Here is a 23,034-nt window from a genome sequence, read left to right as displayed (position 1 = left end):
ACGCAATTTATTGCATGATCATTTTGTCTGACTTTTAAGATACTGAAAATTGTGCTTGTAAGCGTTATCCCTTGCTGTTATGGGGATAATATGAGGATTTTGTAAAAATAATGCGTGTTTTTAAAAGTTGGCACGATATTTGCTTTGTAAAGAGTGACGGCGATGAGAAAGGATTGAATGCATATGAAGTTAGAAACGCTTATCGACCGCGCCGCATTGCAGCCCAAAGTGATAGCTGTAGCGGCGGCTGAAGATAATGAAGTAATAGAAGCTGTAGCGAAATCTATACAGGCAGGGTTAGCTCGCTTTATATTGTTTGGAGATGAAACAAAGATTAAAGAATTGTTAAACTCTTATACTCTCTCCGATTCCTCTGCAGTTACAGTACGTCATTGTGCACAGCCTGCGGAAATGGCTGTACGCGCTGTCAAAGAAGGGGAAGCAGATATTTTGATGAAGGGCAATATTGCAACAGCAACGCTTTTAAAGGCAGTGCTTAATAAAGAGTATGGTCTTCGTAAAGGTAAAGTGCTATCGCATGTTGCGGTGTTTGAAGTGCCTAGCTATGATCGCTTGATTTTTTTGACAGATGTTGCGATGAATATTGCGCCTGATTTAGAACAAAAGGTGGCTATTATACAAAATGCTGTACAGGTAGCGCATTCTATTGGTGTCAAAATGCCAAAGGTCGCACCTCTTGCAGCGGTAGAGGTAGTAAATCCCGCAATGCAGGCAACTGTAGATGCGGCACTGTTAGCGCAGATGAATCGTCGTGGGCAGATTACAAATTGTATAGTAGATGGGCCGTTGGCACTGGATAACGCGGTTTCAAAGCTAGCAGCTGAACATAAAGGCATCACAGGAGATGTTGCCGGTCAGGCAGATATTTTACTTGTTCCAAATATTGAGAGTGGAAATGTACTTTATAAATCGCTTGTATACTTTGCTAATTCGAAAGTAGGAGCAATAATCGCGGGTGCAAAGGCACCGATTGTATTAACATCAAGAGCGGATTCAGCGGAAGCCAAGTTGTATTCTATTGCACTTGCCGTTGCAACTGCTTCACTATAAACAAGGGGGATTTTACAATGGAAATTTTTAAATATATGGAGAAATATGATTATGAGCAATTGGTATTTTGTCAAGATAAAGAGTCAGGATTAAAAGCGATTATCGCAATTCATGATACAACGTTAGGCCCAGCCTTAGGTGGAACGAGAATGTGGCAATATGCGTCTGAAGAAGCAGCTATCGAAGATGCACTTCGTCTTGCGCGTGGCATGACATACAAAAACGCGGCGGCGGGTTTGAATTTGGGTGGTGGTAAAACAGTTATTATTGGTGATGCAAGAAAAGACAAAAGCGAAGCGATGTTCCGTGCTTTTGGTCGTTTTATCCAAGGATTAAACGGACGTTACATCACAGCTGAAGATGTTGGTACAACTGTGGATGATATGGATATCATTCATGAGGAAACGGATTTTGTCACAGGTATTTCTCCTTCTTTCGGCTCTTCCGGTAATCCATCTCCTGTAACAGCTTTTGGTGTGTACCGCGGTATGAAGGCAGCAGCAAAAGAAGCATTCGGAACGGATAGCTTAGAAGGAAAAATAATTGCCATTCAAGGGGTAGGAAACGTAGCGTACAACTTATGTAAATATCTACATGCTGAAGGTGCGCAGCTAATTGTTACAGACATTCATAAAGAGTCTGTACAGCGTGCTGTAGAAGAATTTGGTGCGAAAGCAGTTAATCCAGAAGAGATTTACAGCGTAGAATGTGATATTTATGCACCTTGCGCATTAGGTGCAACTGTAAACGATGAAACAATTAAGCAATTAAAAGCGAAAGTAATTGCTGGTGCGGCAAATAATCAATTAAAAGAAGCTCGTCATGGTGACATCATTCATGAAATGGGAATTGTATATGCGCCTGATTATGTAATTAATGCAGGTGGTGTAATCAATGTTGCAGATGAACTTTACGGTTATAATAGAGAACGTGCGCTCAAGAAAGTAGAAGGTATCTACGATAATATTGCGAAGGTTATCGAGATTTCGAAACGTGACGGAATCCCAACGTACTTAGCAGCAGATCGTCTTGCAGAAGAGCGCATTGAGCGTATGAAAAATTCTAGAAGTACATTTCTTAAAAACGGCCATCACATTTTAAGCCGCCGTTAATGACCAAGAAGATGAGGAAACTCATCTTCCTGTAAGTTTATGGAGGGAAAAACATTGTCTAGTTTTCGCATTCTTGTAATTAATCCTGGAAGTACATCAACTAAAATAGGTGTGTTTGATGATGAACGTCCGATTTTTGAAGAAACCATTCGTCACGATGAAGAAGAAATCGCAAAATATAAACGAATTATTGATCAATATGAATTCAGAAAAAGAACCATCTTAGAGGTGTTACATGCGCAAGGAATCAATATATCAAAGCTAAGTGCAGTTTGCGGCAGAGGTGGATTACTTCGTCCGATTGAGGGCGGAACGTATGCAGTAAACGAGGCGATGCTTGCTGATTTACGTGCTGGATACAGCGGACATCATGCTTCAAACTTAGGTGGGATTTTAGCGCATGAGATTGCAACGGGATTAAATATTCCTGCGTTTATCGTAGACCCGGTTGTGGTCGATGAAATGGAAAAAGTCGCTAAGGTAAGCGGTGTGGCTGGAATTGAGCGCAAAAGTATTTTTCACGCGTTAAACCAAAAGGCAGTAGCACGTGGTGTTGCCAAAGGGTTGAAGCAAAGATATGAAACGTTGAATTTAATTGTGACGCACATGGGTGGAGGTATTACAATTGGTGCTCATAAGCAAGGCCGTGTCATTGATGTGAATAATGGACTACATGGAGACGGTCCATTTAGCCCTGAGCGTGCAGGTACTGTACCTGCTGGTCAGCTTGTTGAAATGTGCTTTTCCGGTGAATATTACCGTGATGAAATTATGAAGAAGCTTGTTGGTCAAGGGGGGCTTGTTGGTCTTCTTGGCACAAATGATGCAAGGAAAGTAGAAGAGCGGATTGAAGCAGGAGATGAAGAAGCCGCTCTTGTATATAAAGCAATGGCTTATCAAATTGCGAAGGAGATTGGAGCGGCTGGCGCTGTACTTCGCGGTAAGGTGGACGCCATTATCTTAACAGGTGGACTTGCTTACAGCAAAAGGCTGGTCGAAGATATTAAATCCCATATTGATTGGATTGCAGATGTAATTGTACATCCAGGCGAAAATGAATTGCAGGCTTTAACAGAAGGTGCCTTGCGCGTACTTCGCGAAGAAGAAGAGGCAAAAGAATATATGGCAGGGGAAAAGGTGAGGGATTCCTATGGCAACAGAGTATGATTTGGTCATCATCGGAGGCGGAACAGGCGGCTATGTAGCGGCTATCCGTGCTTCGCAATTAGGATTAAAGACGGCCTTGGTGGAAAGTGGTAAGCTTGGTGGAACGTGTTTGCATGCTGGATGTATCCCGAGTAAAGCGTTGCTTCGCAGTGCGGAAGTATTTGCAACGACTAAAAAAAGTGCTGAATTTGGTGTTATGACGAGCGATGTAACATTGGATTTTACGAAGGTACAAGAGAGAAAAAATAAAATAGTCGATCAATTGCATAAAGGTGTGCAACATTTAATGAAGCAAGGAAAAATTGATATCTACGAGGGGTATGGTCGGATTCTAGGACCATCTATTTTTTCACCCATGCCTGGTACAGTTTCCGTAGAAATGAACAATGGTTCTGAAAATGAAATGCTAATCCCTAAAAATGTAATTGTGGCAACAGGGTCTCGTCCGAAATCACTTCCAGGGTTAGAATTGGACGGAGAGTATGTATTATCTTCCGATCATGCCTTGCAGCTGCAAACGTTACCTACCTCTATCATTATCGTAGGAGGCGGCGTAATAGGTATTGAGTGGGCATCTATGCTGTCTGATTTCGGTGTTGATGTAACGGTGATTGAATATGCAGATCGTATTTTACCTTTGGAAGACCAAGATATTTCTAAAGAGATGCAGCGTTTGTTTAAGAAAAAGGGGATAAAGGTTGTAACAAACGCCAAAGTATTGCCTGACACGCTTGTAAGGGGAGAAGGTGTTTCTATTAAAGCAGAGCATAATGGGGTAGAGAAAGAGTTCTCTGCTGAAAAAATGCTTGTATCCGTAGGACGTCAAGCCAATATTGAAAATATTGGCCTTGAGAATACTGACATTGTCATTGAGAAGGGCTACATTAAAACCAATAGTTACTATCAAACGAAGGAATCACATATATACGCAATCGGTGATGTGATTGGTGGCTTACAGCTTGCGCACGTTGCTTCAAATGAAGGTATTGTCGCGGTAGAGCATATCGCGGGTCAAAAGCCGGATGTACTAGATGCATCACTTATTTCAAAATGTGTGTACAGTAGCCCTGAAGTTGCATCAGTTGGTTATACAGAGCAAGAAGCAAAGGAAAAAGGGTTTACGGTAAAAACAGGGAAGTTTTCATTCCGTGCCATTGGCAAAGCACTTGTATACGGAGAAGCTGATGGTTTTGTAAAGCTTGTTGTAGACGAAAAAACGGATGATTTACTTGGTGTGCATATGATTGGTCCTCATGTGACAGATATGATTTCAGAAGCGGGACTTGCACGTGTATTGGACGCAACACCTTGGGAGATTTCTAAAACAATTCACCCACATCCTTCTTTGTCGGAGGCAATTGGTGAGGCGGCGCTTGCAGTGTACGGAAAAGCATTGCATTCTTAATTTCGGGAGGATATGAACATGACTGAAAATGTAAAAGCGAAACGTCATGAAGAGCTGGGCTTGAGTGATGAAACAGTATTAGAAATGTATCGTACGATGCTGATGGCACGTAAGATTGATGAACGCATGTGGCTGTTAAACCGTGCCGGTAAAATTCCATTCGTGATTTCTTGTCAAGGTCAGGAGGCAGCGCAAGTAGGAGCGGCATTTGCACTCGATCGTGATAAAGATTATGTATTGCCTTATTATCGTGATATGGGCGTTGTATTAACATTTGGTATGACAGCAAAAGATTTAATGCTTTCGGCTTTTGCGAAAGCAGAAGATCCAAACTCAGGTGGACGTCAAATGCCTGGACACTTTGGTCAAAAGAAAAATCGTATTGTAACAGGGTCTTCGCCGGTTACGACACAAGTACCTCATGCGGTAGGTGTAGCACTTGCAGGACGTATGGAAGGCAAGGATTTAGTAACGTTCGTTACGTTTGGTGAAGGTTCTTCTAACCAAGGAGATTTCCATGAAGGGGCTAACTTTGCGGGTGTGCATAAATTGCCTGTTATTTTCATGTGTGAAAACAATAAATATGCGATTTCAGTGCCGATTGAGAAGCAGCTTGCTTGCGAAAAGGTTTCTGATCGTGCCATCGGTTATGGTATGCCAGGATTCACAGTAGACGGCAATGATCCTTTAGAAGTATATAAAGCAGTAAAAGAAGCGGCAGACCGCGGTCGACGCGGCGAAGGTCCAACGCTGATTGAAACAGTTTCCTACCGTTTAACGGCACACTCTAGTGATGATGATGATCGTGCATATCGCTCTAGAGAAGAAGTAGAAGAAGCGAAACAAAAAGATCCGATTCACACATTTGGATTGTATTTAAAAGAAATCGGTTTGTTAACAGATGAGTTGGAAAAACAAATCACAAATGAAATTATGCAAGTTGTAAACGAAGCAACAGATTATGCGGAAAAAGCGCCATACGCGGATCCGGAATCTGCATTAAAGCACGTATACGCGGAATAAGGGGGAAGTATCAATGGCTGTAATGTCTTATATTGACGCGATTACTTTGGCAATGCGCGAAGAAATGGAACGTGACAAGCGCGTATTTGTATTAGGAGAAGATGTTGGTTTAAAGGGCGGTGTATTCAAAGCAACGCAAGGACTGTATGATCAATTTGGTGAAGACCGTGTGATGGATACGCCACTTGCTGAATCTGCCATTGCTGGTGTAGCAATTGGTGCTGCAATGTATGGTATGCGTCCTATTGCCGAAATGCAATTTGCGGATTTTATTATGCCAGCTGTCAATCAAATTATTTCTGAAGCGGCACGTATTCGTTACCGCTCAAATAATGATTGGACTTGTCCTATTACGGTTCGCGCTCCATTCGGTGGCGGTGTGCATGGTGCGTTATATCACTCTCAATCTGTCGAAGCGGTATTTGCGAATCAACCTGGTTTGAAAATTGTTATTCCTTCCACGCCTTATGATGCGAAAGGATTGTTAAAAGCAGCAATTCGTGACGAAGATCCGGTATTGTTCTTCGAGCACAAGCGTGCATACCGCTTGATTAAAGGTGAAGTGCCGGAAGAAGATTATGTATTACCGATTGGCAAGGCTGATGTGAAACGTGAAGGTGATGATATTACGGTTATCACATATGGCCTTTGCGTACACTTTGCTCTGCAAGCAGCAGAGCGCCTGGCGCAAGATGGTATTTCTGCGCATGTATTAGATTTGCGCACGATTTACCCACTTGATAAAGAAGCGATTATTGAAGCAGCATCTAAAACAGGTAAAGTACTTCTTGTTACGGAAGACAACAAAGAAGGTAGCGTCATGAGTGAAGTAGCTGCTATTATTGCCGAAAATTGCTTGTTTGATTTAGACGCACCGATTGCTCGTTTGGCTGGTCCGGATGTACCAGCTATGCCATATGCACCAACAATGGAAAAATTCTTCATGGTTAATCCGGATAAAGTAGAAAAAGCAATGCGCGATTTGGCTGAATTCTGATCAAGGAGGAAATTGGAATGGCTGTAGAGAAAATTACGATGCCTCAGCTCGGTGAGAGTGTAACGGAAGGCACAATTAGTAAATGGCTTGTAGCTGTAGGCGATCGCGTGAATAAGTACGACCCGCTTGCAGAAGTAATGACTGATAAAGTGAATGCGGAGATTCCATCTTCTTTTGCCGGTATTATTAAAGAATTAATTGCTGGTGAAGGGGATACATTAGCAGTGGGAGAAGTTATCTGTCTGATAGAATTAGAAGGTACTGAGGGTTCAGCCCCTGCAGCTGCAGTAGAGGCAGAAACTGAAACGAAAGCTGAAGCAGCGCCGGTAAAAAGTGATGTACCGAAAGCGCGTTACTCTCCGGCTGTCTTAAAACTTGCGGGTGAGCATAATATTGATTTGAATCAAGTACAAGGAACAGGTATGAATGGTCGTATTACCAGAAAAGACTTGTTGAAAGTGATTGAGACTGGAAACATTCCAGCACCTGTTGCAGTGGCACAACCAGTGGCTCAAGCACCAGTTATAGAAGGTACTAGAACAGAGCAACCGAAAGTAGCAGCTCCAGCAGTTGAAGCTGCAAAACCGGTTTCTGTACCTACGATGCCAGGGGATATTGAGATTCCTGTTTCCGGTGTACGCAAAGCAATTGCGGCAAATATGTTACGCAGTAAGCATGAAGCACCTCATGCATGGATGATGGTGGAAGTAGATGTAACCAATTTAGTAACGTATCGCAATAGTTTAAAAGATGAGTTTAAAAAGCGTGAAGGTTTCAATTTGACGTTCTTTGCTTTCTTTGTAAAAGCGGTGGCACAAGCGCTTAAAGAATACCCGCAAATCAACTCCATGTGGGCAGGCGACAAGATTATTCAAAAGAAAGATATTAACCTGTCCATTGCTGTAGCAACTGAAACAGAATTGTTTGTACCAGTGATTAAACAGGCGGATGAAAAATCCATTAAAGGTATTGCACGGGAAATCACGGAATTGGCTCATAAAGTAAGAACAAAAACATTAAAGAGTGAAGATATGCAGGGTGGAACGTTTACTGTTAACAATACTGGCTCTTTTGGATCGGTACAATCTATGGGTATCATCAACTATCCACAAGCTGCTATTTTACAAATTGAATCCATCGTAAAACGCCCGGTCATTATGGAAGGTGGTATGTTTGCAGCACGCGACATGGTAAACCTTTGTTTATCTCTTGATCACCGCGTTCTTGATGGTCTCATTTGCGGCAAGTTTTTAGCCCGTGTAAAAGAAATTTTGGAGAATGTATCAAAAGAAAATACATCTGTTTATTAAATGAAAGCTCACCTACTCGGTGAGCTTTTTCTTGTTTTCTACATGGGTACGATACAAATTTGCTAAAACATGAGTACGATACAACTCTAATTTCCGTTGTTCATGCTTGGAGATACCAACTGATTTTAACTGCTGGATATACCAGCCTTTTGAATAAATGTGTGCCATATACGCCCTCCTCATAAATGACTATTATTGTATATATGCAAAAATAGTCTAAGAAGAACAAAATACATATATCGCTGAGGAATTGGTTCAAACTATGACAAAGGAGGGAAGCTATGCATTTGTTTTCACATGCCGAGCATTTGACAGCTATAGAATGGATTCTTCGTGCCGGTATTGCTTACGTGTTTTTATTGCTGGCTGCCAAGTTAATGGGGCAGAGATCCATTGCGCAGCTGCGATTTGCGGATGTGGTGCTAGCTTTGTTGTTAGGAGGAAATCTATCTAATCCGTTGACCGATGAAAGGTTAGATTTGGGGGAGCTATGATTACAACCTTTGTTTTAATCGTATTACATGCATCAAGCTCTGCCTTAAGTTTGAAGTGGGAACGATGGAGAAATTTTTTAGAACCGTCTCCCCTTTTATTGATTCGGAACGGAGAGCTGCAATTAAAGAATTTACAGCGTGCGCGAATTAGTATTGATTATCTTTTTTCAGAATTACGACTGCAAAATATTAATACGTTTGATAAGGTTGGAATTGCATTTTGGGAACCTGGGGGAAATATTTCTGCTTTTCTAAAACCTGAATATGAGCCTCTTGCTCGAAAAGACGTAAATATAAAAGGGGAAGTAATGGAATTGCCTCTTATCGTAATTAAACAAGGGAAAATTCGTAAAGAAGCATTGGCATCTCTCGGAAACAGTGAAGCTTGGGTGCATGAACAGTTACAGGACATAGTCATTAATAATGTTTTATTAGCAACAGCTAATAGCAAAGGAATTGTCCATCTCATTTTAGAAAAATAGTTGCTGCTTTAGATGCAATATATCAGAATAAGGTATATAGAGTATGAGATGGAGGTTTTTATGGGATACGTGGAGAACCTAAGAGCTCTTGTTGGGCATAGGGCTCTTATTCTGGTAGGAGCAGTAGTATTAATTTTACGTAACGAACAAGTTTTGTTACAGCAACGCAATGAACCGCAGCAAAGGTGGGGGCTGCCGGGTGGGTTGATGGAGCTTGGTGAATCGCCCGAAGAAACAGCAAAAAGAGAAGTAGAAGAAGAAACTGGTTTACTTGTGGATGAATTGCAGCTCATTGAAGTATTCTCAGGTAAGAATTACTTAGTGAAGCTCGCAAACGGTGATGAATTTCAAACTGTGACCGTTGCTTACCATACAAAAATGTTCAAGGGAGATCTGAAGCAAAACGAAGAAACGTTGGAGTTGCAGTTCTTCTCGCTGAATGCCTTACCTGATTGCATGGTAGGTTCACATCGAATCATTATAGAAACATATAAATCGTTGATTTAAAAGCGCGCTTGAACAGCGCGCTTTTGTCATGTTGTTTCAAATTTGCCCTTTGCGCCATATGAAAAATTATAATAAGATTTACATGAGTGATAATTTAGAAAATTTTATATTTTCATCACTTTAATTGCGGTAAAGGGGGACTCGGATATGAACAAATATACCTTTCGTGAATTTGAAGATGTATCGTATGACGAGTGGAAGCGGTTGGCTGAAAAAGCACTAAAGGGGAAACAAGTAGAGAGTCTAGAACGAAAAACATATGAAGATATTGTAATAAAGCCTTTGTATACGAAGCACAATCAGGTCTTTGTAAGACCTAAACTATTGCATGAAAATAAGGACGGTATTGCGCAAGAGTTGTTCGCGCTAACTCCTGAAGAAGCCAATGCGGCTGTAAAACGTGCGATTGCGCATGGACAATCTATTCTTCACCTAGTGGTAGATGAAGCAACGAAGCGAGGAGAAGATTCAAGTGAAGATGTGGGGAAACAGGGAATTCCACTAAGTTGTAAACAAGATGTTGAAAGCGTTTTACATGGTGTGGATATAGAAAACCATTCTATCTTTGTATATGCTGGGTATCATGCAATTCCTTTAATAGGAATGATTGGTTCCGTCTATCGTAACACCAATGAGATGAAAGGTATAATAGGTGCCGATCCACTCGGATATATCGCAGAAACAGGTTATATGCCGTTATCATTGCGGTCTTGCTACGATGCAATGAAGGAGACAGTATCTTGGAGCAGGGAGAAGGCTCCGGGTTTACGTACCATATTTATCAGAACAGATGCATATCATCATGCTGGTGCAAATAGTGTGCAGGAGCTGTCCGTAGCTTTAGCAACGGGAGCAGAGTATATGCGTGAAGGAATCAAACGTGGTTTAAATCCAGCGCATATAGCGCAGCAAATGATGTTCAGCTTGTGCGTAGACACGCAATTGTTCACTGAAATCGCCAAGCTTCGTGCTGGACGTATCCTGTGGAAGAAAATTGCGGAAATGTTTGGAGCTCAAGGGAATATGCACATTCATGTCCGTACATCTGGGCGTACGAAAACAAAGTACGATCCACATGTAAACTTATTACGAACGACAACAGAAGCTTTTTCAGCCATTACAGGGGGAGCGGATACGCTTCATGTAAGTGTATATAATGAAGCGCTTGGCAACAATGATGAAAATGGTGAACGCTGGGCTCGAAACATTCAGCATATCCTACGCGGCGAGTCGCATTTGACAAAAGTATTAGATCCGGCCGGAGGTTCCTATTATATAGAAGCTTTAACAAAGGAAATTGCGAAGCGAGCATGGCGGCTGTTTTGCCGGATTGAAAAAGCCGGTGGGATGAGTATAGTTTTAAAAGATGGCTGGCTACATGAAGAGATTGCAAAAGTAGCTGAACAACGAAAGACAGATGTTTTACTTTCATACAAAAAAGTAATAGGTACAAACGTGTATATAAACCATAATGAAACTTCTAAACTCTTACAAGAAAACGTGCGGGTAAACCGGTTGACGGCATTAAAAGCGTATAAAGAAGGGCGGCATGCTGCTTTGTTTTTGCCAACGTGTGATGTAGAAGCTTGTATTACTGCTTTTAAGAACGGTACAACAATTGGTGAAGCAACAGCATCATGGGCAACACAGGGTGAGAAGATTAAAGCTTTACCTGTTATGCGAGATGCGGAGGAGATTGAGAGATTGCGAGAAGCAACGGAACGATATAAAGTAGTACACGGTTCTTTGCCCATTGCAGCTCTTGTAAGGATGGGAGAGGGAGAACTTCCTTTCTATATTGTCCCGTTATTAACTGCATGTGGTTTCTCTGTGGAAAATCAAGAAGTACAAGCAGATATCATGCTAGTATATGGAAGTGAAGCAGCACATAAAGAAACAGTAATTGCATATACAGCACTTGTGGGTGTAAAAGCGAACGAATATGAACGCTCCATTCAACACCCAGCAGACTTACTGACATTTTTGGAGGACTTTCATCAAATGCAGGAGGTGGCGCTATGAAATTACCTGATTTTACAAAGATAGAATTTGACTCACTATTTGAACAAGAAAGCAGTCTACAGCAAGAGGCATCTTTGGCATATAAAGCGAACGAAAAGATCGATATTAAAACGATATACACAGAACAAGATATTGCGACCTTGGATTATTTAGACGGTAAACCAGGGGTAGCACCCTATCACCGGGGGCCGTATGCGCTTATGTATACGAACAGACCTTGGACAGTTCGTCAGTATGCTGGTTTTTCGACTGCGGAAGAGAGCAATGCCTTTTATAAGCGCAATTTGGCAGCCGGACAAAAAGGACTGTCTGTAGCGTTTGATTTGGCCACGCATCGCGGTTATGATTCCAATCATCCGCGCGTTGTTGGTGACGTTGGGAAAGCGGGGGTAGCGATTGACTCTGTTTTGGATATGAAGATATTGTTTGAAGGTATCCCTCTTGATCAAATGTCCGTTTCTATGACGATGAATGGTGCTGTTTTACCTATTATGGCTTTTTATATTGTTGCGGCAGAGGAACAAGGCGTACAGCCTTTGCAATTATCTGGTACTATTCAAAATGATATTTTAAAAGAATATATGGTAAGAAATACTTACATTTATCCACCAGAAATGTCCATGCGAATTATCTCTGACATATTCGCTTATACCTCAAAACACATGCCAAAATTTAATAGTATCAGTATTTCAGGCTATCATTTGCAGGAAGCGGGCGCACCAGCTGATCTTGAGCTGGCTTACACGTTATTAAATGGTGTAGAGTATGTGCGCACCGGTATACAAGCTGGTCTAGATGTGGATGTATTTGCTCCTCGCCTTTCATTTTTCTGGGCGATTGGCATGAATTATTTTATGGAAGTTGCTAAAATGCGGGCTGGTCGCTTGCTATGGGCAAAGCTAATGAAGCAATTCCATCCTAAGAATGAGAAGTCGCTTGCTTTGCGGACGCATTCTCAAACATCGGGCTGGAGCTTGACTGAGCAAGATCCATTCAACAATGTAGCGCGTACATGCGTAGAAGCATTGGCTGCTGCACTCGGTCATACGCAGTCCCTACATACGAATGCTCTTGATGAAGCAATCGCACTTCCAACAGATTTTTCTGCGCGTATCGCGCGAAATACGCAATTATATTTACAGGAAGAAACGGGAATCTGCTCGGTTATTGATCCGTGGGGAGGGTCTTATTATGTAGAGTCATTGACAAATGCTCTTGTAGAAAGAGCTTGGACGCATATCGAAGAAATAGAAGCATTAGGTGGTATGACAAAAGCGATTGAAAAGGGTATCCCCAAACTGCGTATTGAAGAAGCTGCAGCCCGAAGACAAGCACATATTGATTCTGGAAAAGAACCAATTATCGGTGTAAATCAATATCGGTTAGAGCAAGAGGAACCGCTTGATATTTTAAATATAGACAATACCGCTGTGCTTAAAAACCAGCTAGCACGTCTTGAAGCTTTGAAGCAAGCAAGAGATGAGGAACAAGTACAAATAGCGCTTAGAGCTTTAACGGAGGCTGCAAAAGGAAACAATAATCTTTTGGAGCTGGCAGTGCAGGCAGCGCGTGTCCGTGCAACGCTTGGAGAGATTTCAGATGCAATTGAACAGGTGGCAGGTCGGCACAAGGCGGTTATTCAATCTGTAAGTGGTGTATATGGTTCGGAATATGACAACCGGCAGGAAATTGAACGAGTGCGTGATAAAATCGATGCATTTGCGGCAGAAGAAGGTCGTCGTCCGCGCATCTTAATTGTTAAGCTTGGACAAGATGGGCATGATCGCGGCGCAAAAGTTGTGGCAACCGCTTATGCGGATCTTGGTTTTGACGTTGATATCGGGCCGCTATTTCAAACACCAGAAGAAGCGGCACGGCAAGCGGTAGAGAACGATGTACACTGCATTGGGATGAGTTCGTTAGCAGGAGGACATAAAACCTTGCTTCCACAATTAGTAGAAGAACTTAAAAAATTCGGGAGAGAAGACATTGTTGTCATTGTAGGGGGTGTAATCCCTGTGCAAGATTACGAGTTTTTATATAAAGAAGGGGCAGCTGCGATTTTTGGACCTGGTACTGTGATCCCGCAGGCGGCAGAAAAGATTCTTGAAGAAATTCAAAGTCGTCTTGTCGGAGAAACGGAGTAAATTATGAAAGAAGAGAAGCGACCGGAATGGGTTCCTATAGAACAATCAGAAGCCTTTGCATCCACGATTATGGACGGGACAAAGCCCCCGTTTCCTGAAAATCCCCCCATTAAGAAAAGAAATATTTCTGTGGAGGAGCTAGCACAAGGTGTGAAGTGTAACGATCGGGCATTTTTAGCACAAGCGATTACATTGATTGAAAGCAATGCGCAAAAACATAAAGACAAAGCGCAGCAACTTCTCAAGTTGCTACTTCCTTACGCGGGAAGGTCCATTCGAATAGGAATTACAGGTGTACCTGGTGCTGGTAAGAGTACATTTATTGAAGCGTTTGGTACGATGCTGTGCGAACAGGGATATAAAGTTGCGGTGCTTGCTGTTGATCCCAGTAGCACGTTGACCCGAGGCAGTATTTTAGGAGATAAGACGAGAATGGAACGTCTTATTCAGCAGAAAAATGCGTTTGTACGTCCCTCCCCTTCAGGGGGAGCACTTGGCGGCGTGAATCGTCGTACACGAGAAACAATGCTTCTATGCGAAGCTGCGGGTTACAACGTTATTATTGTAGAAACAGTTGGTGTCGGCCAAAGTGAAGGTATGGTTCGAGACATGGTTGACTTTTTCCTTCTTCTTACATTGACTGGGGCAGGAGATGAATTACAGGGCATAAAGCGTGGTATTTTGGAGTTAGCCGATGCTATATTAATTAATAAAGCAGACGGAGAGAATAAAGCCCAAGCAGTGCAGACAGCTTCCTTATATACACGTATGGCCCATGTGTTTCATCCTATCACAGACGGATGGACTGTTAAAATTTCTACATGCTCAGCTCTTTTAGGTGAAGGGATAACGAGCTTTTGGCAGACAGTACGCACGTTTGAAACAGAAACGAAGTCATCTGGAGTATTTGAGCAGCGGCGCTTACAGCAACAAAAGAAATGGCTGTACACTTCAATCCGGGAGGAATTAGAGCAACGCTTTTTTTCACATCCTGAAATGAAGGCGCATATTTTTGCTTGTGAGCGTGATATTTTGCAAGGCAAAAAAACAGTAACCACAGCTGTAGCGGAACTATTAGCATATTATGAAGCGTTGTAAATGGCAATCCTTCTAGGGAATTGATAAAATGATGATAGCTACAGCAAAGGAGGATTTATGATGGTTAACTTTAACTTTTTTATGAATGATGTTGTACAACAAGCGCGTCAAGAAATTGCGGCAGCCGGTTATACGCAGTTAACAACGCCTGAGGAAGTAGACGATGCATTCAAACGCCCGGGTGTTACGCTTGTAATGATTAACTCCGTGTGCGGGTGTGCAGGCGGTGTGGCCCGTCCTGCAGCAGCGCATTCTGTACATTACGATAAGCGTCCTGACCATTTTGTAACGGTATTTGCAGGGCAAGACAAAGAAGCAACGCAGCATGCACGCGAGTATTTTGAAGGATATCCCCCTTCTTCCCCTTCATTTGCGCTATTGAAGGATGGGAAAATTTTAACGATGGTTGAGCGTCACGAAATTGAAGGGCACTCTCCAATGCAGGTTGTTGAAAAATTGCAAGGATATTTCGATCAATATTGTGAAGAGGTGTAAAAATAAAAGCTGACAACTGTCAGCTTTTTTATTTCCTCATTAAAGCAAGGGGTTTATGATTAGCTCTAAGTTTTAGGCTGTGCTAAAGCCCACTATTGATGGTGGGCACTTGTTGATTGGAGTGGAGGAGACTCTTGCAGAAAGCGAATCCCTGTAGCTGAAATTAATAATGAACTGTACCAGAGCTAAACTTTAAAAAATTAAAAAAGTTTTTATACGACCCCCCTAAAAATGAACAAGCCTCCGAATATATATAATGACCAAAGCAAATGGGGGAAGGTAATATGAAAAACGTATTCGTAAAAGGCACTATGACAACAATGTTGCTGTGCAGTCCGTTTTTGGCGGGAACGGCCTATGCAGACACAGACACGGAGAAAACAACAGAAGAAGCACCAACACTTGTGCAAGGCGATTTCTTTTACTTCATTAAAACGATGATGGAAGATATTCGTTTGGCACTAGCGACAAATGATTTAGACAAAGCGAAGTTGTTGTCTGAACAAGCTGCAGAGCGCATTGCGGAAGCGCGCGTATTAATCCAAGAGGGGAAAGACAATTACACACAAGATACATTAAAAGAAGCTGCTGATAAACTAGAAAAAGCAGATGAACTTGCGGGAGAAGATACAGAGAAATCTCCTTCTGAAACAGATAAATTGATAGTAGTAGAAGATGACGCTTCTGATAAAACGGAGGAAGAAGCGACAGAGACAGAAAAACCTGCTACAGAAAAAGAAAAAGTAAAAATCCATATCGGACACAATATTGAGGCTTTAGCAAAAGTGCTCGATAAAGTAAAGAATCCGAAGGCAAAAGCCGCCATTGCTAAAAATATAGAGAAAAGCTTTGTGAAACTTGCTGATAAAATAGAAAAAAAGCAAGCAAAGCAAGAACTTGTTATTATAGGGGAAAGCAAGCAGGAACAAATAGAGACAAAGCCTGAGGAGTCTGTGGATGTACAGGTGATGCAGTCGGAGCAAGAACAAGAAACGGTTACAACACCAGCACAACCAGCACCGGCAGTACCTGCAACACCAGCACAACCAGCACAACGTCCGGTAAAACAGGTGGTGCAAAAGCCTGAGCATGCACAAGGCTCAAAAGAAAAGAAAGAGCACCATGATAACGGTCAAAAACATGGTCATGAAAAGAAAGAGCAAGGAAAACAAGGTCACGAAAAGCATCAAGACAAGCAGTAAGACCCTGTGGTATAATGGTCACTTCTTAAAGAAGTGACCATTCTGCTATTGACAGAAGAGGGGAGAATTACTTGTGTTAAGTTTGTTGTTTAAAGTGAAAAGACCAGGAGCTGAAGAAATTGTTATGCAGCTCCAAGCCGGCAAAGGGGATTTAGATGAATTTCTTACAAAGTACCGCCCTTTTGTAAGAAAAACAGTTTCAACAGTTTGTCGTCGCTATATTACGGAGCAGGATGACGAATACAGCATCGGATTGTTTGCTTTTCATCAAGCAATTCAGCAGTATTCATATAAGAAGGGAAAGTCATTTTTTGCATTTGCTGAGCTTCTTATAAAAAGAGATATTATTGATCATATGCGTAAAGAATGTAAACATAATCTTGTCTTTTTACAAGAAGACCAGCAAGAAGAAGTCATTGAAACGAAAATGGCTTTGTCTGAATATATGAAAGAACTTGAAATATCAAATCGAAAAGACGAAATATTGCACTTTCAGACAGTATTAGGAGAATTCAAAATCTCTTTTTCCGATTTGGTAAAAGATTCTCCAAAGCATCGAGACACACGGCAAAAGCTCATGTATATCGCACAGCAATTGTCCCATGAAGAAGAATTGTTACGAGAATTATTTCAAAAGAAAAAGCTACCTTTAAGAAGAATAGAGAGTTCATTTCAGGTAAGTAGAAAGGTCTTAGAAAGTCATCGTCGCTATATTATCGCCATTTGCATTGTGTTTGTGAACCAATATACTCATATTTTGGAGTATATACAAGGAGGAAAGAGCGATGAATAAAGGGATTATTATGGAAATGAAGCGAAGTACTGTGGTCGTTCTGACCCCAAGCGGAGAATTTGTCACATGCAAGCGGGAGCGAACCTATGCGATTGGACAAGAAGTTTCAATCAGACCTATCCAGTATTGGAACTTTTCTGTTATAAAGCCAGCAGTTGCTATTTTGTGTTGTGTATTTCTGATGATGCTATATAGTAACCGGCCAGATCGGGTGTTAGCGTATGTTGCTGTTGATATTAACCCAAGCTTAGAGGTTGGAGTAACAGATCAGCTGCGTGTGGTTGAGTTGTATGCGTATAATAAAGATGGAGAGCGTGTGATTCAGCATTTATCTGATTGGAAACATCGATCACTACAAGATGTTATTAAGAATATCGTAGCAGAAAGTAGAGAAGAAGGTTACTTAAAGGGGCAGAACATTACATTTACGGCTGTTACAAAGGAAAAGGAAATGTCTAAGAGATTGAATGAAAATTTAAAAGACTTGAAGGCTACTTATGAAGAGCAAAACGTTCACGTTGTGTATCAGCAAAGTACACTAGAACAACGAGCTACGGCTAAGAAGCAAGGAATTAGTACAGGAAAGTACCTGCAAAAGCAAAACGAACAATTCAACCACCCAAAGCAAGAAGACACAAACCAACAAGGTGTAGTTCATCCAGATAAGCCAGAGACACAGGTAACAGTGCCCCAGCAGGACATTCCTCCTGTTGCACCTGTTGAACCAAAACAGAAGCAGAGACAAGGACAGGAACATCCAGTGAATCAGTCTCACTCGAAAGAAAAGAAGGATAAGCTTGAACCCAAAAATGAACGTGTGCATCCGCAACAATCGCAGCAGAAATCGGGGCAAGGCAATCATTCAAATGATAAAAATCAGCCAGAACACAAAGAAAAGCCTGAGAAAAAACAGGAAAAAGACCCGAGATAGAATGTATATATTTGTTAAAAAAGCAGAGCCTAAGGCTCTGCTTTTTGCTTTAAAAATAAATAATATTACTATATTAACTGTATGAAATCGCATAAAAATTCATTTGTAAAACTTAGAGATATTTATTTTCTTAAGATAATTCATGATTTTTTTGTAATGGAAGCTTATTTTATAAGTGTTAACTTGAAATCTATTGATAATGTAAGAAAAATACAGATGGAAAATTTAAAAAAGAATATTGTATAAATATAAAAGTGTGTTAAAATACATTTTGTAGAATAAAAATAACAAAAAATCTTCTTGCATATGTGGCTTGTTTATCACATAATAAGTAAGTAAATTCAGAAAATTTAAAACAGGGGGAGTTATAATGAAAAAGCTATTATCCATCTTATTGACCAGCTTACTTGTTGTAGGTGTGCTGGGTGCTTGTTCTAAACAAGAAGCTTCAGACAAAAAGAAAGTGCTTGTGATGGGAACATCGGCAGATTATAAGCCGTATGAATACATCGATTCAGCGAAAAGCGATGAAATTATTGGTTTTGACGTAGATGTGGCAAAATATATTGCTAAAGAGCTAGGATACGAGATTAAAATTAAGGATATGGACTTCACAGGTCTATTGGCTGCAATGGAAGCCAAAAAAGTTGATTTTGTTATGGCTGGTATGACACCAACAGAAGAGCGCAAGAAAAATGCTGACTTTACAGATGTTTACTTTACAGCTAAAAACCTTGTAATTTCCAAGGATGGCGTAGTGCAAAAAGTAGAAGATTTAAAAGGTAAAACAGTGGGTGTACAAACAGGATCTATTCAAGAAGGAAAAGCAAAGGACATTCAAAAAACAACAGAAATTAAAATTACAGACCGCAACCGTATTCCTGAGTTGTTTGAAGAACTAAAAGCAGGTCGTGTTGATGCAATTATCATTGAAGATACAGTTGCTAAAGGTTACCTGAAAAAAATGTCTGAACTAAAAAGCATTGAAATTCCGGAAGCTTCCGATGAAGCTGGTTCTGCAATTGCATTTCCAAAAGGAAGCAAGCAAACAGAGGAATTTAATAAAGTAATTGAAAAGATGCAAAAGAACGGAGAAATGGAAAAGTTAGTTAAAAAATGGTTCGGCGGTGAGTAATAATGCATAAATAAAAGGAATCTCCTGAAAGAATACAGGAGATTCCTTATTGCCTTTATAAAGGAGTAGTAATAATATCCTAAAAAGGTTTATTTAGGAAATATATGAAGGTATAGGATTGAGATAGTTGATTTGAAAGGAAAGGACGGCATACAGATGAATCTTGATTTTGCACAAATTGCGCCATCGTTACCGTATATACTAAAAGGTTTACAAGTAACACTCCAAATCGTAGCTGTTTCCGCACTATTCGGCTTTACTCTCGGTACTCTTTTGGCATTATGCAAGATTGCCAGAATTAAAGCTTTAGGCTGGTTCGCAGATGCATATACGTCCGTGTTTCGCGGGACACCACTTGTATTGCAACTCATGATTATTTATTACGGCTTACCGCAGCTTACCGGTTACGATATCACGGCATTTTTAGCAGCGGTTCTTGCATTCGGATTAAACTCCGGCGCATATATGTCAGAGGTTATCCGAGCTGGTATTCAAGCAGTTGATAAGGGGCAGACAGAAGCGGCAATGGCTCTTGGCATTCCGTATCGCAAAATGATGTCAAACATTATCTTACCCCAGGCACTTAAAAATATTTTACCGGCACTGATGAACGAATTTATCACTCTTACAAAAGAATCAGCTGTTGTAACAGTTATTGGTGCAGCGGACTTGATGCGCCGTGCTTACATTGTAGGCGGCGAGACATATTCTTACTTTGAACCGCTTCTGTTCGTAGGCGCTATTTACTATTTACTTATTATGCTGCTGACGCTTCTCGGAAAAGCGATTGAAAGGAGAATGAAAAAAGGTGATTAAGATTGAAGGACTTCATAAATCATTCGGCAAACTAGAAGTTTTAAAAAATATCAGCACAGTGATTGAGCAAGGACAAGTTGTCGCTATTATAGGTCCTTCTGGATCCGGGAAATCTACATTTTTACGCTGTATGAACCTGTTAGAGCAGCCTACTTCTGGCCGTGTTTGGATTAATGATAAAGAGGTTACAGATGCAAAAACAGATATTATGAAAGTACGTCAAAATGTGGGGATGGTGTTTCAGCACTTTCATTTGTTCCCGCATATGACTGTCTTAGAAAACTTAACGTATGCACCAGTTACAGTAAAGGGAGTATCTAAAGCTGTTGCAGAGCAAAAAGCAAAAGAGTTACTTGGGAAAGTGGGATTGCTGGAGAAAGCCAACGAATTTCCAGGACGTTTGTCAGGTGGTCAAAAGCAACGTGTAGCAATTGCACGTGCTCTCGCAATGGAGCCTGAGGTCATGTTGTTTGATGAACCAACATCAGCCCTTGATCCTGAGATGGTAAAAGAAGTGCTTGAAGTTATGAAATCACTAGCGCATACAGGTATGACAATGGCGATTGTGACACATGAAATGGGCTTTGCGAAAGAAGTAGCAGATCGGGTGTTGTTTTTAGATGGCGGTCATCTTGTTGAAGATGCGCCTCCGTACGAATTTTTCACCGCACCAAAGAGTGCACGTGCACAGGAATTTTTACAAAAAATGCTGTAGAGGCCAAAGTGCCTCTTTTTTTGTTTTTTAGTACATCACAAAAGGAAGAAACATATGTAGGTAAACCCAGATCCATACAATATCAGACGTCCAAATAACAGAGGTAATCAGAAAAGCGAATGTATAGCGCCAATGTTTAAGATAGGCAGGGGAAACAGAGAATGAAAACAGCATGTACAAAATAAAACCCGCCCCTTGCAACAATGCTTCATATGGAAGGGTAATGCGCAGTTCTAAATGTAAAAATAAAAATAATCCTTTATAAAGACCGTATAATAAGGAAATACCGAGATAAAAGCGAATTGCGCGCATATATCCTCCTTTAAAGTTAGATTGGTGCGTCCAATATATTCGCAAAAGTATACTTTTATGCAATATGTAGTACATTTTCACCTGCTTTCCTTTAAAATAAACATGAGAGGTGAAATAATGTTTAGAATTGGATATCGAACCTTAAAAACAGCTGTTGGCGCGGCATTTGCTATTTTTATTGCACAATTATTTGAATTGCAGTTTTACAGTTCGGCAGGTATTTTAGTTATCCTATGTGTGCAAAACACAAAGAAAAAATCACTTGAGGCATCATTGCAAAGGTTTGGTGCTTGTTTATTGGCGATGCTATTTTCGTTTGTGATATTTGAAATTCTTGGCTACAATCCATTAGCTGTTGGCATTTTATTACTTTTATACATACCTACTGCAGTCATGCTTCGGGTGCCAGAAGGAATTGTAACGAGTTCGGTTATTGTAATGCATTTATACTCATTGGAAAGTATTACATGGCATGCTATCGAAAACGAAATTTCTATTTTGACAATTGGCATTGGTATTGCACTGTTAATTAATTTATATATGCCGAGTGCGGAACGAGAGTTGGAACGGATGCGGGATGAGGTAGAAGCACATTTTAAGGTGATTTTAACTGAGATGGCAGCGTATTTACGAGATCGGGAACGTCAATGGAATGGCCAAGAGTTGATTACAACGGCATCTGTTTTAAAGGAGGCGCGAGATCTGGCTTTTAAAAAGCTGGAAAATCATTTTGTCAGAGAAGACAGCTATTATTATCGTTACTTTAATATGCGTTTCCGGCAATTTGAGATTTTAGAGCGTGTTATGCCGCTTGTTGCCTCTTTATCATGGACATACGAACAAGCTGAAATGATAGCGGATTTTATTGAAAATGTTGCACATGCTATCAGACCTGAAAGCACAGGTTTGATATCGCTACATTTGCTTCATGAAATGCGAGAGCAATTTCGAGAAATGCCTTTGCCGCAAACGAGAGAAGAGTTTGAAACGCGCGCAATGCTGCATCAGCTCGTCAATGAAATGGAACAATATTTGCTCATTAAAAGTGAGTTCCAAGGGAAGAATATGCAGTATCAAACTGCCCAAACAAGTGCATAGTTCTTAATTTTTACTACCAGGAGGCGTTCAATGCTGCAGCTGCTTTCTTTACTATTATTTGTTTCATTGTCCCCTATATGGCCAATTGGCGATAACCCACGTGTGGGAGACCCTTATATTATTGTGAATAAGCAAAATAATAAGCTGGCTTTCATTGATGACGGTATGATTCAAAAGGTGTATCCAGTGGCGACCGGGAAAACGAATGATTTAACACCTGAAGGCGAGTTTGATGTGGTTATGAAAGTGAAAAATCCATATTATATAAAAGGCAACATCCCCGGTGGATCTCCTAAAAATCCGTTAGGGTCTCGCTGGATAGGGTTTAATGCAAAAGGTACAGAAGGAAACAAGTACGGCATTCATGGTACAAATCAGCCCAGTTCAATCGGCAAGTATATTTCACAAGGATGTATTCGGATGTATCCGAAAGATGTGGAAGCTTTATATGAAAAAGTTCCCGTTGGTACGAAGGTATTAATTGTTCGAACAAAAAAATCATTTGAGCAGCTTGCGAAAGAAAAAGGGGCAATGAGTAGAGGAGAATAAAAGAGGCTGATATGAAAACCGGATTAAAACGGTTTTCATATCAGTCTTTTCTGATTGTCAGTCTCCGTAGTTTAAGAACCTCAGCCCTAGGGAGCTAAACAAGCCGCTTCTGCTTTTCTTCTGTCCAGCTACAGCGGCTAGCTCCTCCGGTCT

General features: G+C 40.9%; 22 protein-coding genes and 1 pseudogene. 21 read left to right on the top strand and 2 right to left on the bottom strand.

From position 1 onward, the window contains the following. Positions 1-183 precede the first annotated feature (183 nt). The 7 genes from yqiS to MUG87_RS07415 are packed head-to-tail and all read left to right on the top strand — an operon-like array spanning position 184 to position 8,085. Complete coding sequence (gene yqiS, locus MUG87_RS07445) at positions 184-1,071, top strand: phosphate butyryltransferase (protein ID WP_247086864.1); 888 nt, start codon at positions 184-186, stop codon at positions 1,069-1,071. A gap of 17 nt (positions 1,072-1,088) precedes the next feature. After that, the gene (bcd, locus tag MUG87_RS07440) at positions 1,089-2,183 is read left to right on the top strand and encodes a Leu/Phe/Val dehydrogenase (protein ID WP_247086863.1); all 1,095 of its coding nucleotides are present in this window, start codon (positions 1,089-1,091) and stop codon (positions 2,181-2,183) included. A gap of 54 nt (positions 2,184-2,237) precedes the next feature. After that, positions 2,238-3,350, top strand: a complete 1,113-nt coding sequence (gene buk / locus MUG87_RS07435) for a butyrate kinase (protein WP_247086862.1) — start codon at positions 2,238-2,240, stop codon at positions 3,348-3,350. After that, a complete protein-coding gene (gene lpdA / locus MUG87_RS07430; RefSeq protein WP_247086861.1) occupies positions 3,334-4,755 on the top strand; it encodes a dihydrolipoyl dehydrogenase in 1,422 nt (473 codons plus the stop codon). Before buk ends, lpdA begins: the two co-directional genes overlap by 17 nt. A gap of 18 nt (positions 4,756-4,773) precedes the next feature. Beyond that, positions 4,774-5,778 (top strand): thiamine pyrophosphate-dependent dehydrogenase E1 component subunit alpha, encoded by a 1,005-nt coding sequence (locus MUG87_RS07425; protein ID WP_247086860.1) that lies wholly within the window; start codon positions 4,774-4,776, stop codon positions 5,776-5,778. A 13-nt stretch (positions 5,779-5,791) separates the two neighbouring features. Next, positions 5,792-6,775, top strand: a complete 984-nt coding sequence (gene bfmBAB, locus MUG87_RS07420) for a 3-methyl-2-oxobutanoate dehydrogenase subunit beta (RefSeq protein ID WP_247086859.1) — start codon at positions 5,792-5,794, stop codon at positions 6,773-6,775. Positions 6,776-6,792: 17 nt separating this feature from the next. Continuing rightward, complete coding sequence (locus MUG87_RS07415; protein WP_247086858.1) at positions 6,793-8,085, top strand: dihydrolipoamide acetyltransferase family protein; 1,293 nt, start codon at positions 6,793-6,795, stop codon at positions 8,083-8,085. Positions 8,086-8,097: 12 nt separating this feature from the next. On the opposite strand, the gene MUG87_RS07410 is transcribed toward MUG87_RS07415, so the two are convergent. Beyond that, entirely contained in the window at positions 8,098-8,253 is a 156-nt protein-coding gene (locus MUG87_RS07410; RefSeq protein ID WP_124563464.1) for a YflJ family protein, read from the bottom strand. Between the two features lie 113 nt (positions 8,254-8,366). On the opposite strand from MUG87_RS07410, the pseudogene MUG87_RS07405 reads away from it, so the two are divergent. The 12 genes and pseudogenes from MUG87_RS07405 to MUG87_RS07350 all read left to right on the top strand — a co-directional run bounded on the left by MUG87_RS07405 (position 8,367) and on the right by MUG87_RS07350 (position 20,922). After that, positions 8,367-9,061: pseudogene (locus MUG87_RS07405) on the top strand (DUF421 domain-containing protein). Between the two features lie 60 nt (positions 9,062-9,121). Continuing rightward, entirely contained in the window at positions 9,122-9,568 is a 447-nt protein-coding gene (locus MUG87_RS07400) for an NUDIX hydrolase (RefSeq protein WP_247086857.1), read from the top strand. Between the two features lie 147 nt (positions 9,569-9,715). After that, positions 9,716-11,590: a methylmalonyl-CoA mutase family protein gene (locus tag MUG87_RS07395; RefSeq protein WP_247086856.1), complete on the top strand. Its 1,875-nt coding sequence runs from the start codon at positions 9,716-9,718 to the stop codon at positions 11,588-11,590. Beyond that, positions 11,587-13,737, top strand: a complete 2,151-nt coding sequence (gene scpA / locus MUG87_RS07390) for a methylmalonyl-CoA mutase (protein WP_247086855.1) — start codon at positions 11,587-11,589, stop codon at positions 13,735-13,737. Before MUG87_RS07395 ends, scpA begins: the two co-directional genes overlap by 4 nt. Before the next feature lie 3 nt (positions 13,738-13,740). Beyond that, entirely contained in the window at positions 13,741-14,835 is a 1,095-nt protein-coding gene (gene meaB, locus MUG87_RS07385; RefSeq protein WP_247086854.1) for a methylmalonyl Co-A mutase-associated GTPase MeaB, read from the top strand. Between the two features lie 60 nt (positions 14,836-14,895). Next, complete coding sequence (locus MUG87_RS07380; protein WP_124563470.1) at positions 14,896-15,330, top strand: BrxA/BrxB family bacilliredoxin; 435 nt, start codon at positions 14,896-14,898, stop codon at positions 15,328-15,330. A gap of 284 nt (positions 15,331-15,614) precedes the next feature. Further along, a complete protein-coding gene (locus tag MUG87_RS07375) occupies positions 15,615-16,532 on the top strand; it encodes a DUF5667 domain-containing protein (protein WP_247086853.1) in 918 nt (305 codons plus the stop codon). A gap of 73 nt (positions 16,533-16,605) precedes the next feature. Beyond that, the gene (gene sigI / locus MUG87_RS07370; protein ID WP_247086852.1) at positions 16,606-17,325 is read left to right on the top strand and encodes an RNA polymerase sigma-I factor; all 720 of its coding nucleotides are present in this window, start codon (positions 16,606-16,608) and stop codon (positions 17,323-17,325) included. Next, a complete protein-coding gene (locus tag MUG87_RS07365; RefSeq protein ID WP_247086851.1) occupies positions 17,318-18,256 on the top strand; it encodes an anti-sigma factor domain-containing protein in 939 nt (312 codons plus the stop codon). Before sigI ends, MUG87_RS07365 begins: the two co-directional genes overlap by 8 nt. Before the next feature lie 370 nt (positions 18,257-18,626). Beyond that, positions 18,627-19,391, top strand: coding sequence for a transporter substrate-binding domain-containing protein (locus MUG87_RS07360; protein ID WP_247086850.1), 765 nt, complete (start codon positions 18,627-18,629; stop codon positions 19,389-19,391). Positions 19,392-19,547: 156 nt separating this feature from the next. After that, on the top strand, positions 19,548-20,207 hold the full coding sequence (locus MUG87_RS07355; RefSeq protein WP_247086849.1) for an amino acid ABC transporter permease: 660 nt from the start codon (positions 19,548-19,550) through the stop codon (positions 20,205-20,207). After that, entirely contained in the window at positions 20,200-20,922 is a 723-nt protein-coding gene (locus MUG87_RS07350) for an amino acid ABC transporter ATP-binding protein (protein ID WP_247086848.1), read from the top strand. The genes MUG87_RS07355 and MUG87_RS07350 overlap by 8 nt, the downstream gene beginning before the upstream one ends. Positions 20,923-20,949: 27 nt before the next feature. Here MUG87_RS07350 and MUG87_RS07345 read toward each other — a convergent pair whose 3' ends face one another. Further along, positions 20,950-21,234, bottom strand: a complete 285-nt coding sequence (locus MUG87_RS07345) for a hypothetical protein (protein WP_247086847.1) — start codon at positions 21,232-21,234, stop codon at positions 20,950-20,952. 117 nt (positions 21,235-21,351) lie between these two features. On the opposite strand from MUG87_RS07345, the gene MUG87_RS07340 reads away from it, so the two are divergent. Beyond that, positions 21,352-22,332, top strand: a complete 981-nt coding sequence (locus MUG87_RS07340; protein WP_247086846.1) for an aromatic acid exporter family protein — start codon at positions 21,352-21,354, stop codon at positions 22,330-22,332. Positions 22,333-22,362: 30 nt separating this feature from the next. After that, positions 22,363-22,881, top strand: coding sequence for a L,D-transpeptidase (locus tag MUG87_RS07335; protein ID WP_247086845.1), 519 nt, complete (start codon positions 22,363-22,365; stop codon positions 22,879-22,881). Positions 22,882-23,034: the final 153 nt, after the last annotated feature.

Origin of the sequence: Ectobacillus sp. JY-23, from assembly GCF_023022965.1 — a bacterium.
Taxonomy (GTDB): domain Bacteria; phylum Bacillota; class Bacilli; order Bacillales; family Bacillaceae_G; genus Ectobacillus.
Note: the sequence above shows the minus strand (reverse complement) of the source record. Positions and strands in the feature narration are given on the sequence as shown.

Bases quoted from the DNA above. Each gene is read 5' to 3' on its own strand.
- yqiS (WP_247086864.1), top strand. From the start codon at position 184: ATGAAGTTAGAAACGCTTATCGACCGCGCCGCATTGCAGCCCAAAGTG.
- bcd (WP_247086863.1), top strand. From the start codon at position 1,089: ATGGAAATTTTTAAATATATGGAGAAATATGATTATGAGCAATTGGTA.
- lpdA (WP_247086861.1), top strand. From the start codon at position 3,334: ATGGCAACAGAGTATGATTTGGTCATCATCGGAGGCGGAACAGGCGGC.
- MUG87_RS07425 (WP_247086860.1), top strand. From the start codon at position 4,774: ATGACTGAAAATGTAAAAGCGAAACGTCATGAAGAGCTGGGCTTGAGT.
- bfmBAB (WP_247086859.1), top strand. From the start codon at position 5,792: ATGGCTGTAATGTCTTATATTGACGCGATTACTTTGGCAATGCGCGAA.
- MUG87_RS07415 (WP_247086858.1), top strand. From the start codon at position 6,793: ATGGCTGTAGAGAAAATTACGATGCCTCAGCTCGGTGAGAGTGTAACG.
- MUG87_RS07410 (WP_124563464.1), bottom strand. From the start codon at position 8,253: ATGGCACACATTTATTCAAAAGGCTGGTATATCCAGCAGTTAAAATCA.
- MUG87_RS07400 (WP_247086857.1), top strand. From the start codon at position 9,122: ATGGGATACGTGGAGAACCTAAGAGCTCTTGTTGGGCATAGGGCTCTT.
- MUG87_RS07395 (WP_247086856.1), top strand. From the start codon at position 9,716: ATGAACAAATATACCTTTCGTGAATTTGAAGATGTATCGTATGACGAG.
- scpA (WP_247086855.1), top strand. From the start codon at position 11,587: ATGAAATTACCTGATTTTACAAAGATAGAATTTGACTCACTATTTGAA.
- meaB (WP_247086854.1), top strand. From the start codon at position 13,741: ATGAAAGAAGAGAAGCGACCGGAATGGGTTCCTATAGAACAATCAGAA.
- MUG87_RS07380 (WP_124563470.1), top strand. From the start codon at position 14,896: ATGGTTAACTTTAACTTTTTTATGAATGATGTTGTACAACAAGCGCGT.
- MUG87_RS07375 (WP_247086853.1), top strand. From the start codon at position 15,615: ATGAAAAACGTATTCGTAAAAGGCACTATGACAACAATGTTGCTGTGC.
- MUG87_RS07365 (WP_247086851.1), top strand. From the start codon at position 17,318: ATGAATAAAGGGATTATTATGGAAATGAAGCGAAGTACTGTGGTCGTT.
- MUG87_RS07360 (WP_247086850.1), top strand. From the start codon at position 18,627: ATGAAAAAGCTATTATCCATCTTATTGACCAGCTTACTTGTTGTAGGT.
- MUG87_RS07355 (WP_247086849.1), top strand. From the start codon at position 19,548: ATGAATCTTGATTTTGCACAAATTGCGCCATCGTTACCGTATATACTA.
- MUG87_RS07345 (WP_247086847.1), bottom strand. From the start codon at position 21,234: ATGCGCGCAATTCGCTTTTATCTCGGTATTTCCTTATTATACGGTCTT.
- MUG87_RS07340 (WP_247086846.1), top strand. From the start codon at position 21,352: ATGTTTAGAATTGGATATCGAACCTTAAAAACAGCTGTTGGCGCGGCA.
- MUG87_RS07335 (WP_247086845.1), top strand. From the start codon at position 22,363: ATGCTGCAGCTGCTTTCTTTACTATTATTTGTTTCATTGTCCCCTATA.